This is a genomic window from Bacillus sp. 03113, assembly GCF_006546985.1.
Taxonomy (GTDB): Bacteria; Bacillota; Bacilli; order Bacillales; family Cytobacillaceae; genus VATK01.
In genome coordinates this window covers 301,393-318,424 of record NZ_VATK01000001.1, presented here as the reverse complement: position 1 = coordinate 318,424, position 17,032 = coordinate 301,393, and the positions used below count along the sequence as shown (strand labels likewise).

The 17,032-nt window shown below is 36.7% G+C and carries 16 protein-coding genes; 3 read left to right on the top strand and 13 right to left on the bottom strand.

What is annotated here, in order from left to right:
- Positions 1-6 precede the first annotated feature (6 nt).
- From FDO66_RS03185 to FDO66_RS03175, 3 genes are all read right to left on the bottom strand, one after another.
- Positions 7-1,293 (bottom strand): UDP-N-acetylglucosamine 1-carboxyvinyltransferase, encoded by a 1,287-nt coding sequence (locus FDO66_RS03185; protein WP_141430953.1) that lies wholly within the window; start codon positions 1,291-1,293, stop codon positions 7-9.
- 526 nt (positions 1,294-1,819) lie between these two features.
- Positions 1,820-2,677, bottom strand: a complete 858-nt coding sequence (locus FDO66_RS03180) for a class II fructose-bisphosphate aldolase (RefSeq protein ID WP_141430952.1) — start codon at positions 2,675-2,677, stop codon at positions 1,820-1,822.
- Positions 2,678-2,914: 237 nt separating this feature from the next.
- Complete coding sequence (locus FDO66_RS03175) at positions 2,915-3,289, bottom strand: response regulator (protein WP_141430951.1); 375 nt, start codon at positions 3,287-3,289, stop codon at positions 2,915-2,917.
- Positions 3,290-3,508: 219 nt separating this feature from the next.
- Between FDO66_RS03175 and FDO66_RS03170 the strand changes: the two genes are divergently transcribed.
- Positions 3,509-4,027: a DUF2529 family protein gene (locus FDO66_RS03170; protein ID WP_309475257.1), complete on the top strand. Its 519-nt coding sequence runs from the start codon at positions 3,509-3,511 to the stop codon at positions 4,025-4,027.
- Between the two features lie 349 nt (positions 4,028-4,376).
- Here the strand turns inward: FDO66_RS03170 and FDO66_RS03165 are convergent, their stop codons facing one another.
- The 6 genes from FDO66_RS03165 to speE all read right to left on the bottom strand — a co-directional run bounded on the left by FDO66_RS03165 (position 4,377) and on the right by speE (position 10,919).
- A complete protein-coding gene (locus tag FDO66_RS03165) occupies positions 4,377-5,981 on the bottom strand; it encodes a CTP synthase (protein ID WP_141430949.1) in 1,605 nt (534 codons plus the stop codon).
- Between the two features lie 381 nt (positions 5,982-6,362).
- The gene (gene rpoE / locus FDO66_RS03160) at positions 6,363-6,944 is read right to left on the bottom strand and encodes a DNA-directed RNA polymerase subunit delta (protein ID WP_309475255.1); all 582 of its coding nucleotides are present in this window, start codon (positions 6,942-6,944) and stop codon (positions 6,363-6,365) included.
- Positions 6,945-7,109: 165 nt separating this feature from the next.
- A complete protein-coding gene (locus FDO66_RS20700) occupies positions 7,110-7,358 on the bottom strand; it encodes a hypothetical protein (RefSeq protein ID WP_181444444.1) in 249 nt (82 codons plus the stop codon).
- Between the two features lie 214 nt (positions 7,359-7,572).
- On the bottom strand, positions 7,573-9,243 hold the full coding sequence (argS, locus tag FDO66_RS03155; protein WP_141430947.1) for an arginine--tRNA ligase: 1,671 nt from the start codon (positions 9,241-9,243) through the stop codon (positions 7,573-7,575).
- A complete protein-coding gene (locus tag FDO66_RS03150; protein ID WP_141430946.1) occupies positions 9,230-9,682 on the bottom strand; it encodes a YwiB family protein in 453 nt (150 codons plus the stop codon). The genes argS and FDO66_RS03150 overlap by 14 nt, the downstream gene beginning before the upstream one ends.
- 412 nt (positions 9,683-10,094) lie before the next feature.
- Positions 10,095-10,919: a spermidine synthase gene (gene speE, locus FDO66_RS03145; protein WP_141430945.1), complete on the bottom strand. Its 825-nt coding sequence runs from the start codon at positions 10,917-10,919 to the stop codon at positions 10,095-10,097.
- Between the two features lie 296 nt (positions 10,920-11,215).
- Between speE and FDO66_RS03140 the strand changes: the two genes are divergently transcribed.
- Positions 11,216-13,294, top strand: coding sequence for a transglycosylase domain-containing protein (locus FDO66_RS03140; RefSeq protein WP_141430944.1), 2,079 nt, complete (start codon positions 11,216-11,218; stop codon positions 13,292-13,294).
- A 98-nt stretch (positions 13,295-13,392) separates the two neighbouring features.
- Here the strand turns inward: FDO66_RS03140 and FDO66_RS03135 are convergent, their stop codons facing one another.
- The 3 genes from FDO66_RS03135 to FDO66_RS03125 all read right to left on the bottom strand — a co-directional run bounded on the left by FDO66_RS03135 (position 13,393) and on the right by FDO66_RS03125 (position 15,900).
- A complete protein-coding gene (locus tag FDO66_RS03135) occupies positions 13,393-14,589 on the bottom strand; it encodes an MFS transporter (protein ID WP_141430943.1) in 1,197 nt (398 codons plus the stop codon).
- Between the two features lie 77 nt (positions 14,590-14,666).
- Positions 14,667-15,173: a YwhD family protein gene (locus tag FDO66_RS03130; RefSeq protein ID WP_141430942.1), complete on the bottom strand. Its 507-nt coding sequence runs from the start codon at positions 15,171-15,173 to the stop codon at positions 14,667-14,669.
- A 46-nt stretch (positions 15,174-15,219) separates the two neighbouring features.
- Positions 15,220-15,900 (bottom strand): site-2 protease family protein, encoded by a 681-nt coding sequence (locus FDO66_RS03125; RefSeq protein ID WP_141430941.1) that lies wholly within the window; start codon positions 15,898-15,900, stop codon positions 15,220-15,222.
- A gap of 226 nt (positions 15,901-16,126) precedes the next feature.
- On the opposite strand from FDO66_RS03125, the gene FDO66_RS03120 reads away from it, so the two are divergent.
- A complete protein-coding gene (locus FDO66_RS03120; protein WP_141430940.1) occupies positions 16,127-16,312 on the top strand; it encodes a 2-hydroxymuconate tautomerase in 186 nt (61 codons plus the stop codon).
- A gap of 192 nt (positions 16,313-16,504) precedes the next feature.
- Here the strand turns inward: FDO66_RS03120 and FDO66_RS03115 are convergent, their stop codons facing one another.
- Positions 16,505-17,014, bottom strand: coding sequence for a YwgA family protein (locus FDO66_RS03115; protein WP_141430939.1), 510 nt, complete (start codon positions 17,012-17,014; stop codon positions 16,505-16,507).
- Positions 17,015-17,032 lie beyond the last annotated feature (18 nt).

Genomic DNA, 17,032 nt, shown 5'->3' with positions numbered 1-17,032 from the left:
ATTTGTTTACGCGTTTTTTAGTTGTTCTAATTCATCTCTTGATAAATCTTCTCGCCAAACGGTTGCCCCCAAGCCAGTTAATTTTTCAACTAGATGGCTGTAGCCTCTATCAATGTGCTCGAGACCTGTTATTTCAGTAATCCCTTCGGCCATCAAACCTGCAATGACAAGTGCTGCACCAGCTCTTAGATCACTTGCTTTCACTTTAGCTCCTTGCAGTTTAACTGGACCATTAACAATCGCCGACCTCCCTTCAACTTTAATATTAGCATTCATTCTTCGTAATTCATCTATATGTTTAAATCGCGCTCCGTATATGGTATCTGTGACCATGCTTGTCCCAGCTGCCTTTGTTAAAAGAGAGGTAAAAGGCTGTTGGAGATCTGTTGGAAAGCCGGGATAAACGAGTGTCTTAATATCGACAGATTTCATAACGGGATTAGACGCAATAAATATTTGATCATCACTTGTTTCCACTTGAATTCCCATCTCACGAAGCTTAGCCGTTAAAGATTCAAGATGCTGAGGAATAACATTATCAATGAGTACCCCGTCTCCTATTGCTGCACTAAGAATCATATACGTACCTGCTTCAATTCGATCTGGAATAATCGTATGTCGGCAGCCATGAAGCTGATCTACGCCATCAATACGAATCACATCTGTACCTGCACCTTTTATTTTGGCTCCCATATTAGTAAGCAACGTGGCCACATCAATAATTTCTGGTTCTTTCGCTGCATTTTCAATGACGGTTCTACCCTTTGCTCTTACGGCCGCAAGCATAATATTAATGGTAGCACCTACACTTACAACGTCTAAATAAATACGGGCTCCTCTTAACTCATCTGCTCTTAAATAGATCGCACCTTGCTCATTTGAGACTCGTGCGCCTAGTGCTTCAAAACCTTTAATATGTTGGTCTATTGGACGAGGACCCAAATGACAACCACCAGGTAATCCAATCACAGCTTTTTTAAAGCGCCCAAGCATAGCTCCCATTAAATAATAGGATGCTCTTAATTTCTTCACTTTCCCATTTGGCATAGGCATAGAAATCATGGATGATGGATCAACTGTCATATCATGGTTTGAGAAATGAACGGATCCTCCAATTTCTTCAAGCAAATCTTTTAAAATTTCAACATCCGAGATATCTGGCAAACCTTCAATTGTGACAGGGGAATCGGCCAAAATGGTTGCTGGAATCAAGGCAACTGCACTATTTTTTGCACCACTTATACGAACAGTTCCCTTTAGTGGATAGCCACCTGCAATCATAATTTTTTCCATTACTAACTCCCTTCTTAGCCGCCGAAGTATCAAGTGCAAAGAGGATATATCATTGCAAAGATAAGAATCAGGATAGGGCTTAATCTTTATTTTAATGTCAGAAAAAATCGCTCTGTAAATATATTTAACATAAAACTGGGGATGTTTACCACCAAATGACGATGGATTCCGACAATATCTTCATAATATAGTTTACACAAAAATCTAAACTTCATGTATGGAAAAGAAAAAAAATGCAAAAAAGTAGAATATTTTTGTTTTCCTATTATTCCAAAACCTGCAATATTGGTTTTATTAAGAATTAGAAAGAACAAATTTTTAAAATATGACAGATACTTAGTGAGAAAAGCGTTTGATACTGATGGTTTTACCGTATTTTTTACCATTAAGAACAATTACGGTACTTTAATATGGAGGATATTGTTTCAACAGAATTTTCGACGAATTTTTCATTCCCTTAAAATGAATGGAAACCGCCTTATATATTAAGACGGTTTCCTTTTCTTTTTATAGATTACTTAAAAACTTAAGCTTTGCCGTTAGAACCGAATTCACGAATTTTGCCGATTACAGTAGCTTTAATCGCATCACGAGCTGGTCCTAAGTATTTACGTGGATCGTACTCTTCAGGTTTTGCAGCTAACACTTCACGAACCGTTTTTGCAGATGCAATTTGGTTTTCAGTGTTTACGTTGATTTTCGCTGTACCTAAAGAAACAGATTTTTGAATATCTTTTGTAGGGATTCCAGTTCCTCCATGAAGAACTAATGGAAGGCCAGTTGCAGCACCAATTTCTTCCATTTCTTTAAAACCTAAGTTCGGCTCACCTTTGTAAGGTCCATGAACAGAACCTAACGCTGGAGCTAAACAGTCAATATTAGTACGTTCTACTAGAGCTTTACACTCTTCAGGATCTGCATAGATAACGCCTTCAGCAACAACATCATCTTCTTGTCCACCAACAGTTCCAAGTTCTGCTTCAACTGAAACACCTTTTGAATGTGCATACTCAACTACTTTAGAAGTAGTTTCTACGTTCTCTTCGAAAGGATGGTGAGAAGCGTCGATCATTACAGAAGTGAAACCAGCATCAATTGCTTCTTTACATTTATCAAAACTAGAACCATGGTCTAAATGAATAGCAACTGGAACAGTTACTTTGTAATCAACTAGTAATCCTTCTACCATTTTTACTACTGTTGTGAAGCCACCCATGTAACGTGCAGCACCTTCAGAAACACCAAGAATTACTGGTGAATTTTCTTCTTGTGCAGCTTGAAGAATTGCTTGAGTAAACTCAAGATTATTTAAATTAAATTGACCAACTGCGTAGCCTTCTGATTTTGCTTTTTTAAGCATCTCAGTCATAGAAACTAATGGCATTTTTCTTCCTCCTTATGCAAGAATCGCTTTCATTTCTCAAGGTTCTCTATTAAAATTCCCTCTAACAGGTATGATTATGTACCTATATCTCCCCAATCCACGAAAACAACCCTCTTTTGAATTCACTTGTATCATACCAAAATGAGAAGAGAATTGCCATTGTTCAGACAAGATTTTATAAACTTTCATAATTTGGCTATAAAGAAAGCGTTGTCATTCCAGGACAAAAACTGCAGCTTAGAGTGAATTTGCTGCAGTTATATATTTTCTAACAGCTGCCCTTATCTCATCGATATCAAATGGCTTCGCAAAATGTGTGATGGCTCCTAAATTCTTAGCCTCCTGAATCATATCTAACTCCCCATATGCGGTCATAATGATCACCTGAAGGTTTTTATCTTTTACTTTCATTCGCTTTAAAATTTCAATTCCATCCATTCCTGGGATTTTCATATCAAGGAGCATAAGATCCGGAGAGTGCTCTTCTACAATTTGTAGAGCTTGTAAACCATTGGCAGCCTGAAATGTTTCATACCCTTCTTTTTGAAGAACTTCATTTAATAGTATTCTGATTCCGAATTGATCATCAACAATTAATATTTTCCCTTGCACATAAAACACTCCTTTTATTCATTATGTCACTTGGACTTTTTTGTATGTCTATCAGAGGAAATATATGCAAATATTTTCCTAAATAATGCTTTCTATTTTACTTAGTAAAATTCCTTCTTTTTTTTAAAAATACGATTCGACAATTTTACCATTTCTGATCAAATCGATATACTAAAAAGGAAATCTATTTAATTTAGGAGGAAGCCTTCATTGTTAAAAATGTTTTCAACTCAATTAACAGGACTATTTAATAGGGTTTTAAATAAAAACGAGTATGGTTTTGAAGATGGCGCCCGGCTTTTGGCACAAGCTTCTATTAGTTCTAGTACAATCTATTTATTTGCTTCAAAGGAAACGTATGGGGTAATTAGTGAAGCATTACATAGCTTGGAGCCTCTCAAACATGCGAAGGAATGGAACGAAGAGCTCCATTTTGATGAAATAACCGAAGGAGATCGATTTCTTCTCCTTTCACGATATTCCACAGATACAGAAGTTGTTGAGCTCGCGAAAAAATTATGTAAGCATAACATTCCATTTGTCGGGATTTCAACGACACTTGATTCCGATGTAGAAGATTTATCTAAACTTGCTGATGTTCATATTGAATTAGGCTTAACAAAAGGACTATTACCAGATGAAGAAGGAAATCGATTCGGGTATCCCGCTTCCTTAGCAGCATTATTTGCCTACTATGGCCTTCGATTCACAATGGAAGAAATTTTAGAAGAATATTAGAAAAGCGGAAGCGCCTTGATCATCGACGTACAAACTAGAGGGGCTTCGACTGAGATAAGGTGAACCTTCCATCAGGGTGTTCTTCCCTGATGGTTAGCCTGAGCCGATCAGGTTTTTACGGGCAGTTTTTTATCCACTGTACATTTTTTAGGTCATATCTTACTGACCGTTAAAACGTGATAAAGGATACACGATGAGCGACAGCGAATCGATGTTGACTTATCGTAGGGAGAAGGCCTGAAGTTTGATAGTCGATAGGCGCTGAAGCTAGAAACCAGTCTACCTTTAAGAAACTTACTTACCTTTTAAAAAAAGATTCGGCTTAAATGGCCGAATCTTTTTTTAAAAATTATTTTTCACTTAGTTCGATTGAAGCTCCAACAAATTCACGGAACAATGGTTGAGGTCTTGTCGGTCTTGAAATAAACTCAGGATGGAACTGACAAGCGACAAACCAAGGATGGTCCTTAAGTTCAATTATTTCAACAAGACGGCCATCTGGACTTGTACCTGAGAAGATAAATCCTTCATTTTCCATTTGTTGTCGATATTCATTATTAAATTCATAACGATGACGATGACGCTCATAAACCACTTCATCTTTATATGCATCAAACGTTTTCGTATCTTCTTTCAACTTACATGGAAATAGACCTAAGCGCAATGTACCGCCCAAATCTTCAATATCCTTTTGTTCTGGAAGCAAATCAATAATTGGATAAGTCGTTTCTGAATTAAATTCGGAAGAATGCGCATCTTTCCAATTAAGAACATTTCTTGCGAATTCTACAGAAGCAAGCTGCATGCCTAGGCATATTCCAAAGAAAGGCTTTTTCTCTTCACGCGCATATTGTATCGCTTGAATTTTCCCTTCAATTCCACGATCTCCAAATCCGCCTGGAACAAGAATTCCATCTACATCTCCTAATAATTCAGCAACATTTTCCTTTGATACATTTTCTGAATTAATCCATTTTACTTCAACGTCCGCATCAAAATAATAACCTGCATGCTTTAATGATTCTACAACTGAAATGTAGGCATCTTGCAGCTCAACATACTTACCAACAAGTGCAATTTTTGTTTTCTTAGATAAATGACATACCTTGTCAAGTAATTGGTACCATTCTGTCATATCTGCTTCACGACAATTAAGCTTTAAATGCTCACATGTGATTTGATCTAGGCCTTGTTCCTGTAAAGCGATCGGAATAGAGTATAAAGTATCCGCGTCTCGACACTCTATGACTGCTTTTGTATCAATATCACAGAAAAGAGCAATTTTATCCTTCATATCTTGAGAGATTGGCATTTCAGTACGGACTACAATGACATTTGGCTGAATTCCTAAACTGCGAAGTTCTTTAACACTATGCTGAGTCGGCTTTGTTTTCATTTCACCTGCTGCTTTAATATAAGGCACAAGTGTACAATGAATGTACATAACATTTTCACGGCCAATATCGCTTTTAATTTGACGAATAGCTTCTAGGAATGGCAATGATTCAATATCTCCTACCGTTCCTCCAATCTCTGTTATAACCACATCTGCATTCGTTTCTTTTCCAGCGCGAAAAACTCTGTCTTTAATTTCGTTTGTAATATGCGGAATAACCTGAACGGTACCACCTAGATAATCTCCACGGCGTTCTTTCTTTAATACAGTAGAGTAAATTTTCCCAGTCGTAACATTGCTATATTTTGATAGGTTAATATCAATAAAGCGTTCATAGTGACCTAAGTCTAAATCTGTTTCAGCCCCATCATCAGTTACAAATACTTCTCCATGCTGATACGGACTCATTGTTCCTGGATCTAAGTTAATGTATGGATCAAATTTTTGAATCGTTACACTTACACCGCGATTTTTAAGTAAGCGACCTAATGATGCTGCTGTAATTCCTTTTCCTAGTGATGATACAACACCACCAGTTACAAAAATATATTTTGTCATTCTAATGTTCCCCCTTATCAACAGTTTGTGCATATTTGCCTTTATTTAAGACTTAAAATAAGTTTATTTTTTTGAGGGGATTGAAACGATCATTTGTATTTTAAAAAACTAAAATGCCTTAACAGACCTAAATGATAGATCAAATAGGTTAACTATTCGAGGCAATTTTTTAGTCTTATTAAATGTTGCTTGCTTTTTATGATAAGGAACAATGCTGGTAGAAAAGCGGATCCACCGACCATTTTTTAAGCTTCCTTTCAAAAAAATAAAAAACGCTCCCACTTACTTAAAAGTAAGGGAGCGCTGTTAGCGTTCATGAATCGTTCCTTTTTAGGAGCCCAAAAATGATTTTACAAGTACGAGCTATAAAAGTCAAGATGATTATTGATCCTTCTCTTCATCATCGTTTAATTCGTCAAAATCCTCTTCTTCATCTAGATCGTCTTCCTCATCGATTTCAAATTCTTCATCAATCACATCTTCTTCGATTTCATCATCTGTATCATCTAAATCGTCTTCTAAGACATCATCCACTTCTATATCGCTTTCATCCTCAAGATCTTCTTCATCCTCGTTATCGTCAAATTCGTCAAGGTCATCAAAGTCTTCTTCAAGATCATAGTCTTCTTCTTCAAGATCTTTCTTCTTGCCTTTTTTCCTCTTAGGTTTAGAGATAGCAACGACCTCTTCTTCAATCTGATCAATTGGATACCATACACGTAAACCCCAAGTGTTTTCACCTAAAGCAAGAAAACGCCCATCCAAGTTTAGATCAGTATAAAATTGTGATATTTTAGCACGAACTTCTTCCTCAGAAAGACCAAGAATTTTTGTCAATTCATCTAATATTTCTTTAAAAGGAATCCCCTGCTTTTTGCTTTCTAGTAATTCAAATGCTAATTCAATTAAAGACATTTCCTGCAATTCTGTTTGTGAGTATTGTTCTAAACTCAATTCTCGCACTTCCCTTCTCTATGTAACACTCCCATCGGAGTGAATAAATCCAATAACATCTTCCTGTAAACACATATTCTTCATTATAAACAAATTCTAGGTGTTTATGCTAGTTCAATCTGTTGATTCATCTACTTTTATTCATCTTTTAGAACGTTTTGTACATTTTTCATTTCATCCTTTATTAGATAAGAAGATGGTTTTAATTCCCAAAATAAAAAAATATAAAGAAAGGATCAAAAAAGGTACTGCTCCGAGCTGATTCTTGTATAAATAAATCGTTACAATCAATGTTGCTACTATACCCATGAAAATAGAAATTCTTTTCAATCTTTTCACATCCTCTGTCATTCTAATGAGGGAAATATACATTTTTTGTGATTTCACTTTATCATTTGATTGTGAAGATTTAGCACAATACATGTAAATTCCAAGTTCATTTTTTAGAAGACATGTCCTCATAACTAATATATGTTCGTCCAAATAAGGTTAGAATGATGCGAAGGCGGATGGAAGATGGAAAAGTAAGCGATTTCATTTAATTTTTGTTTAATTTAAATAAAATGAAGTACTTCTTAAACTTTAAGAGCATAATAGGAAAAGGTATCCTTTCGATGATGGATACCTTTCAGTTATGCTACATTTTTTCTGGAGCTGAAACGCCAATTAGTGTAAGGGCATTTCTAAGCGTTATTTGAACTGCTTTAATTAAGCAAAGTCGTGCTTTCGTTTTTTCAACATTATCTAAATCAAGTACTTTTTCAGCATTATAAAAGCTGTGGAAAGTAGAAGCTAAATCAAAAATATAGTTGGTAATTCGATGCGGCATTCTTTTTAAAGCCGCTTCTGCAACAGCTTGGGGGAACTCGCCAAGCTTTTTCAATAAATCCAGTTCTTTTTCAGATTGAATCAACGTAAAGTTGCTATTTGGGTCAAAGGTAAAGCCTTGCTCTTCCCCTTGTCTTAAAATACTTGAGATACGTGCGTGTGCATATTGTGCATAGAATACTGGATTTTCATTAGATTGGGAAACAGCTAAATCTAAATCAAAGTCTAGATGTGTATCTCCGCTTCTCATTGCAAAGAAATAACGAGTTGCATCTAATCCTACCTCTTCAACAAGATCACGCATCGTCACAGCTTTTCCTGTCCTTTTGCTCATTTTCATCTTTTCTCCGTTTTTATAAAGATGAACGAGTTGAATAATTTCAACCTCAAGAGCTTCTTTATCATAGCCTAATGCTTGGATAGCAGCTTTCATTCTTGGAATATATCCATGATGGTCTGCACCCCAAATATTGATCAGCTTCTCAAAACCTCGTTCCAGCTTATCTTTGTGATATGCGATATCTGGTGTTAAGTAAGTAAAGGATCCATCCTGTTTTTTGAGTACACGGTCTTTATCATCGCCAAATTCAGTTGAATGAAACCAGGTTGCCCCATCCTTTTCATAAATATGCCCTTTTTCTTTTAACGTTTCGAGGGCCGTTTCAATTTTGCCATTATGATAAAGAGACGTTTCAGAATACCATACATCAAAGGAGACACGGAAATCCTCGAGATCCTTTTTTAGTTTAGCCATTTCATATTTCAAGCCATATTCACGGAAAAAGTCAAAACGAACTTGTTCATCCTTTTGAACATATTGATCGCCATATTCTTCTGCAAGCTTTTTACCAATTCCAACAATATCTGCACCATGATAGCCATCCTGTGGCATCTCTTTGTCCAAACCTAATGCTTGAAAATAACGAGCTTCTACGGATAAAGCTAAATTATTGATTTGATTCCCCGCATCATTAATATAATACTCACGTGATACATCGTAGCCAGCCTTAGCTAGTATATTACAAAGAGAGTCACCTACGGCAGCCCCTCGAGCATGTCCTAAATGAAGATCTCCAGTTGGATTGGCAGATACAAATTCCACTTGCAGCTTTTCATTGTTTCCAACTTTTGTTTCCCCATATGCATCTCCTGCTGTTAGAATAGCAGGAATTAATTCCGTTAAATAGCTGTTATCCATATAAAAATTAATAAATCCTGGGCCAGCAATTTCAACCTTTTCTATTGAAGCCTTTGTCCGATCAAAATTTGCAATCAATTCCTCTGCAATAATCCTCGGGGCTTTTTTAGCTAGTCTTGTTAATTGCATAGCCATATTTGTCGAATAATCGCCATGTGTTTTATCTTTTGGCAGTTCTAAAATGACTTCTGGCAATTGCTCTTCTGTCACAAGATTTGCTTTCAACACAGCGTCTTTTATTTCTGATTTAAGCTTTTGTTGAACCTGTTCAACGATGTTCATTCTTTTCCTCCTCAAACGTAATTTTCATCTGATAAATCCCCGATAGAGATCCATTCATGTATAATTCGTATAATATTTCCATTAATCCTATATTGGTAGAAGTTTGGAATTGGGATTGCAATTTTCTAGTGAATGTATTCAATTGTAAAGTTCCATAGGGAGATTCATAGATGCCATTAAGTTTTTGATTAAGCTTAAAGGAAAGCTTCATTTTTACAGCACCGTTTCTTATGATAACCCCTTCTGCTTGCGACATTTTCACTGTTGTTTTAATAACTCCCTCTTCCATAACCTCATCATATTGAAGATAAACAGCGCTTCCTTTTTGATAATATCGACCGAATGTGGTAAATTCATAAGTTTCTTTTTCTAATCCATTTTGGATATCCGTCTTCACATGGACCTTCACCGGTATTTGTTCCGCACGTCGATTCGACAACGTCACACATCCTTTTTCATTAATAAAAAAGTATAAACTTTTTGAGGTTATACTGATGTTTAGCTTCAGGTGCTTACGCTTTTCTTTTTATAACTACTTCTTATAACTTTATAAGTATAAATTCTTTATATGGGAAGTGCAAGATGATGAGTATTTTCTTAATCCACAAGGCTGTTTTCGTATAGATTGTTGCTTTTAAACGCGCAGCCTGCATACACTTCGCTTTCCGTGGGAGAGCGTCAAGCCTCCTCGTCGCATACGCTCCTGCAAGGCCTCGCCTTTCTCGCATTCCCACAGGAGTCTACGTGTATGCAGGCTGCTCCGAAACGTTTCTCCTAATGTTTTTTATGTCAAAATCAACAAATTTTGAGAAAACAGCCATCCACAAAAAATGGAGACGACCGTCTCCGTTTTAAATTAAGTCCTTTACAAATTTCGGCAGCACAAAAGCTGCATTGTGAAGCTCTTTTGTATAATATTTCGTTTCGATATTGTGGAATCGTTCTTCACTAACCTCTAGTGGGTCATATTTTTTCGAACCTATTGTAAAAGCCCACATGCCGCTTGGATAGGTTGGAATGTTTGCTGTATATAATCTCGTTATCGGGAAAATTCCCTTAACATCCTTTTGTACCTGACGAATTAAATCCGCTTTGAACCAAGGATTATCAGATTGAGCAACAAAAAGACCATCTTCCTTCAATGCCTTTGATATTCCGGCATAAAAGCCTTTTGTAAATAAATGAACAGCTGGACCTACAGGCTCTGTAGAGTCAACCATAATGACATCATATTCATTTTCACTTTCAGCAATGTGCATAAAGCCATCGCCTACTTTCACTTCCACACGCTCATCCTCAAGCATCCCTGCAATTTCAGGCAAGTACTTTTTCGAATACTCGATCACTTTACCATCAATATCAACAAGCGTCGCTTTCTTCACACTTGGATGCTTTAATACTTCACGAATAACTCCACCATCTCCACCACCCACAACTAATATATTTTCTGGATTAGGGTGGGTAAATAAAGGCACGTGAGCAACCATTTCATGGTAAACGAATTCATCTTTTACAGAAGTCATTACCATATCATCTAGTAAAAGCATATTCCCCCATTCTTCTGTTTCTACCATATCAAGCTTTTGAAATTCTGTTTTTTCCGTATGTAAAGTTCGCTTAATTTTCATTGTAATCCCAAAGTTTTCAGTTTGCTTTTCTGTAAACCAAATACTCAATATGCATTCCTCCTTGTTTATCATTCCATAATCCTCTATAAATAGTGAGGAACTGTCATTATAATAATAGAACTTTCTTATTTCTCTTATAAAATCAGTGCTGTATAAGCTGCTGTTTATGCAGAATAAAACTACTCTTTTATCGTACCCAAAATATTAAATGTAAACACGAACAAAGTCTAGATGAATCTAGCAAAAAACCAAGAAAAATTTCTTTAAAATCAATTATCACTGTTTAAAACCCTCTCGTTTTTCCAATACTGAAATTATACTTTTGGACATGGGAGGGGAACTTTGTGGAATTAATGACCGATCCGAGATTTAAAAACGCAATAAAATATGTACGGGCCTTCCTATTCGTGAGTTTAATAGGTATGTCCCTCGTGCTCATACTATTTATCAGCGTTCTCATCTATGCCAAAGTTCAAGGACCTCCTCCTTTAGCAGTCCCACAATCAACCCTTTTCTACTCTGATGATGGGACCATAATCGGAGAAAGTCATACTGGTGAAAAACGATACTGGATGTCGCTTGAGAAAATGAGTCCTTCGATTATTGATGCTACGATTTCGATTGAAGATAAAAGCTTCTATGAGCATCATGGATTTGATTATAAAAGAATTGCAGGAGCTGTTATAGCAGATATTAAAGCAATGGCAAAGGTACAAGGGGCTAGTACGATCAGCCAGCAATTTGCAAGGAACGTATTTCTTGAGCATGAAAAAACGTGGAAGCGAAAGCTGTTAGAAGCCTATTACACGTTGCGCCTAGAAATGAATTACTCAAAAAGAGAGATATTAGAAGGTTATCTAAATACCATTTATTATGGAAATGGTGCTTATGGAGTACAAGCCGCAAGCCAATATTATTTTGGCAAGGACGCAACGGAGCTATCACTTGCCGAAGCATCCATGCTTGCAGGAATTCCAAAAGGGCCAAACATTTATTCTCCTCTTCAATCTCTTGAAAAAGCAAAAATAAGACAGAGCATTATCTTAAACTCAATGCAAAAGGATGGCTACATTACAAAAGCAGATGCAAAGAAAGCCTTAAACGAAAAGCTTATTTTTATTGGAAAATATCCACATGCAAGAGTCGAGATTGCTCCTTACTTTCAAGATGCCGTAAAGTATACTTTGAAAACGAAGCTCGGTCTTGATGAACGTTTAATTACTTTAGGCGGTCTAAAGGTCTATACGACCTTAAACATACCCCAACAGAAAATTGCAGAAAAAACCGTTGCCAATACCGTTTCAAAGGATTCAGATATACAGGTTGGACTTGTTTCCATGAATCCTAAAAATGGTGAAGTGAAGGCCATGATTGGAGGCACCAATTACGAAGAAAGCTCCTTTAACCGAGCCGTGCAAGCTGTTCGCCAGCCAGGCTCCACTATTAAGCCATTGCTTTATTATGCTGCCTTAGAGCAAGGCTTCACGCCTGCCACCTTAATGAGAAGCGAGCTTACAACTTTTCGTTTTGATGACGGCCATGCAAATTATACTCCGCATAACTTTAATAATCATTATGCGAATGGAGAAATAACGATGGCTCAAGCGCTCGCTCTTTCCGATAATATTTATGCGGTGAAAACACATTTATTTTTAGGAGAAGAAACGCTTGTCAATTCGATTAAACGGTTTGGTATTACAACCAAAATGGCTCAGGTTCCATCTCTTGCGTTAGGAACATCAGGAGTAAGAGTTATTGAAATGGCTAATGCCTATAGTATGTTTGCTAATGGAGGGAAAAAAGTTTCACCTGTTCTTATTAAACGAGTGGAAAATAGCAAAGGTGAAGTCATTTACGAGCAACAATCGGAAGATGAAGAAGTTTTAAAACCAAATCTTGCTTTTGTAATGACACAAATGATGACCGGGATGTTTGATAAAAAGTTAAACGGGTACACAAGTGTAACGGGAAGCACTCTTATGAATCAAATGTCGAGAGCCTATGCTGGGAAATCAGGAACGACTGAATCTGATAGCTGGATGATTGGATTCACCCCTCAGCTCGTTACATCTGTTTGGACTGGCTTTGATCAAGGAAAGCCGATTGATCTCGTAGCTGAAAAAAGCTATGCGAAAAACATATGGATTCACTTTATGGAAGACGCCCTAAAAAAAGAGCCGAAAAAAAAATTTAAAGCTCCAAAGGGAGTTGTAGGGGTAAAAATAAATCCAGCCAATGGAAAAATTGCTACGAAAAACTGTCCTGTTTCACGACTTACCTATTTCGCTTCAGGTACAGAGCCAACTGAATACTGTACGGAGCACCTTTTCCATGAAAAGCAACCTCCAAAAGAAAAGAGCCAGAAGAACCGTAAACACGATTCGCATAAAACTTGGTACAAAAAAATACTTGAATGGTCTTAGTCAGATATAAAAACCCATTTTCTTTTATCGAGGAATGAAAAGAAAATGGGGTTTTTATTGTTAGCATTCATTTTTTACGTATTCAAACGTATCTTATGTTACTTTTGCATAACTCTTTTCTTTAGCCTGCCAACCATTCCAATCTCCATTGCGTTTTTCTGCACGCCCACTGTGAAAAAGAAAAATAATACGAGCGTTATACATAATGCAATTATAAATGGACCCGAGCTATTAAATAAAAATATCCAGCCTGCAAGGAGCGGTCCAATACTTCGGCCCAAGCTATCCATGGACTGTTGAAATCCCATTACCAAACCTTGTCCGATTGAATCTTTTTTAGCTAATAAGGTAAGAAGAGAAGGTCTAGACAAGGCTTGGCCCATTCCGACCAATATACAGCCTAAAAAAATCATCCATAAAGAAAAAGCCATTCCAACACATGAATAGCCTGCTGCTTCAATAAGCAGACCCGTTTTTGCAATTCCTTCTTCTTTATATTTTTCATAAATATGCTTCATGATAAATAATTGAATCACGACAGCAGCCATTGATTGGATACTAAAGGCTAAGCCGGTTTGGCTTGCTTTTGAACCGAAATTCTCCATCATGTAGTATCCAAGCATGGAAAATAAACTGGAGGCAGCGATTGCTAAACCAAAAGTAATGATTAACAGCTCTCGATAGCCAGACTTGCTTACGATTTTTAAAGAACTAAAAAAGGATGGCGTTTTTTTGGGTTGATTTTTCTGAACGGGTTCCTTTAAATAGATCCAGGCTAAAGGGACGGCTAGAAGGCTAAACATGCCTGCGACGATAAAGGGAACTTCTATTCCAAAAGGGGAAAAAACAGCACCTACAACAGGACCACAAAGAAATCCAAGAGCATTGGCAGCAGCCATTTTTGCTAAGGCGGCGCTTCTTTCCTTCTTATCGAAGGAGTCAATAACGATCGCATACGCTGCTGGTTGAGTACCTGAGGATAAAATTGCTCCAATAATCCGAATAATAAGAAGATGCAAGTAGCTTTTTGCAAAAATTAACAGGAGAAAGGCCAGACCAAAACCAAATAGTCCGAATAATAAAACAGGTTTCCTTCCAATACGGTCAATCATTCTCCCCCAAAAAGGCACAATTAAAAATTGAGCAAATGCCCAACCTGTAATTAAACTCCCCATTTGAAAGGAGCTCAGTCCAATACTTCTTGCTAAATACGGCAAAGCAGGCAAAACCACCCCATAACCTGTCATCGATAAAAACATAATACAAGCTAATAAAACAAAGGACTTTCTAGACATTGATGAGCATTCCTTCCAATTATATAAAGTGAACTTCCATCAACGATTGCAATAACCATATGATGGAAGTTGATCGATTACTTCGCTAAATCATCTTTCAACTGCTGTGAGGCTCGATCCCACATGCCTTTATCATGATTTTTCAAAAAGGCAGCTAAAATTCCTTTCGACTTATCATCCATATGGTCAACGATGATTTTTCGCTTCAAGGATTTATCCATTTTGTTAACATGCTCAGGAAGAGATTTATATCCTCTTCGTATATCTCTGTCCACTGTCATTTCACAGGCCGTAACCCCTGCATAAAAGGGACCTTCCTGCTTCCGATCAATCGTTACCCAAACGAGCCAATATGGCTTCCCATTTGGTACATCATCTTTATTTGGAAGAAACTTGATTCCTTTTTCCACAGTGCTTCTTGCATGCATAGCTCCAATGTCCACCACAGCCTCACCCGCTTCGACATCAATGATCACTGGTGATACATTTTCTAGGCTCAAGCTTCCAACACCATAGCCTCCATGACCGTCTGTTGGGTCATTTTTAATAATATTAAAGCCAAGCTTTTTCTTTTTTTCTTCCAATTTATAATCCTCCCTATTCATTTCGATTAATTTTTTTCACAAAAGCCTACAACAATAATTGGGAAAAAAACTGACTTAATCCATCTGCAATAAATGGAATAACCGTTTGAAAGATAGGCTGTATCGTATATTGATCCAGCGGTGTGATCACAAGAATAAGAAAAATAACGACCCCGTATGTTTCATATTGAGTAAGCTTTGGTCTTATCCTTTCAGGTGCTAAATCTTCGACTATGCGATAACCATCTAAAGGCGGCAATGGCAATAAATTAAACACAAACAAAACTAAATTTAATTGAATAAATATGTTTAAAAAAGTCTGTACAAATGGCATATTGAGCCCTATATTTAAGCTAGCCAAAAGATACAATATGAAAAACCCTATGATAGCCAACAATAAATTGCTGACAGGGCCGGCCACCGAAACAAGTATGCCTGCTATTCTAGGATTTTTAAAGTAAAAGCGATTGACAGGAACTGGGCGAGCCCATCCGAACCCGGCAATTAATAAAAGGATCGTACCAAAAGGATCCAGATGCTGGATCGGATTAAGCGTTAACCGTCCTTGCTTTTTCGCGGTAGAATCCCCGAACAGATACGCTACATATGCATGAGCAAATTCATGAACCGTAAACGCCACAATAAGTGTAATCACGACGAATGGAAGCAGCTCCAATGGAAATGCCAAAAATCTTTCTAAAAATGAAAAAGGCGAATTTTGATCCAATTTCTTAAAAACTCCTTTATACTAAATTTCTTATACTACACAATTAAGTAAAGTATACATGATTCTTATTAAAAGTGAAAAAGAACTAGCTGATTGCCTGAATGAATCCTGCTTTCTTTTGCGAAAGTTACAAGAATCGTACAATCAAGCTGTTGCTATTGAACAAATTCAAAAAGTGTGAAAAAATATGAAAAATACATAGCCAATAAAAAATGGAGGAATCATCATGCCATACGTAACAGTAAAAATGCTTGAAGGACGTTCCGAAGAACAAAAAAAGAACTTAGCTGAAAAAGTAACTGAAGCAGTAAGTGAAACAACTGGAGCCCCAAAAGAAAAAATCGTCGTGTTCATTGAAGAAATGTCCAAAAACCATTATGCTGTAGGCGGAAAAAGACTAAGCGACGAATAAGAAATGCGGAATTTTGTGTATGTCTTAGTCTTTATCAGCGAAAATTTTGTTTTATCGGCGAAATTCTCATATTTATCGGCGATATTTTGAATTTATCGGCGAATTTCTCATATTTATCAGCGATATTTTAAATTTATCGGCGAAACCTTTAAATAAAGCAGAAAATAATGCCTTTGAAAAAAAGCTAAACGCCTATTGGTGTTTAGCTTTTTCTTGTAAACGTTCAATATATTGATAAGCCGCTTCGACTTCTTCATCTGTATAACGCTGCTTGCTTTTTAACGTAAAGACCTTTTCCTTTACTTCTTCTTTCGGCAAATTATCAAAAAAGAGAACCGTTGAAACAAGCTCAAGGAATCTAGCATTTTGACCATTCATATCAGTCAAACATGCTGGCAATTGTGGCATCGGAACGGCATTTAACTCTAAAAATTCTCTACCATTATCCGTTAATGTGTAGCGATATTGAAAATAGCCGCCCTTTTTCTCTTTCACTTCATTCAAAAAGCCCATATTACTAAGCTCTTCTACCCGTAAGGTCAGTTCCTCTGAATAAGGACCGTAAAAATGAAATTGAAATTTCTCTTGAAATGGAAAATCCATTTTTTTTGCGATAAAAATCATTTTTTGAAGCTTTTTTCTTCCAATAATTTCACCAGAAGCTGCAATAGCATGCATTAATTTTGCGTGATCTTTTAACAAACCCAGTCATCTCCTACT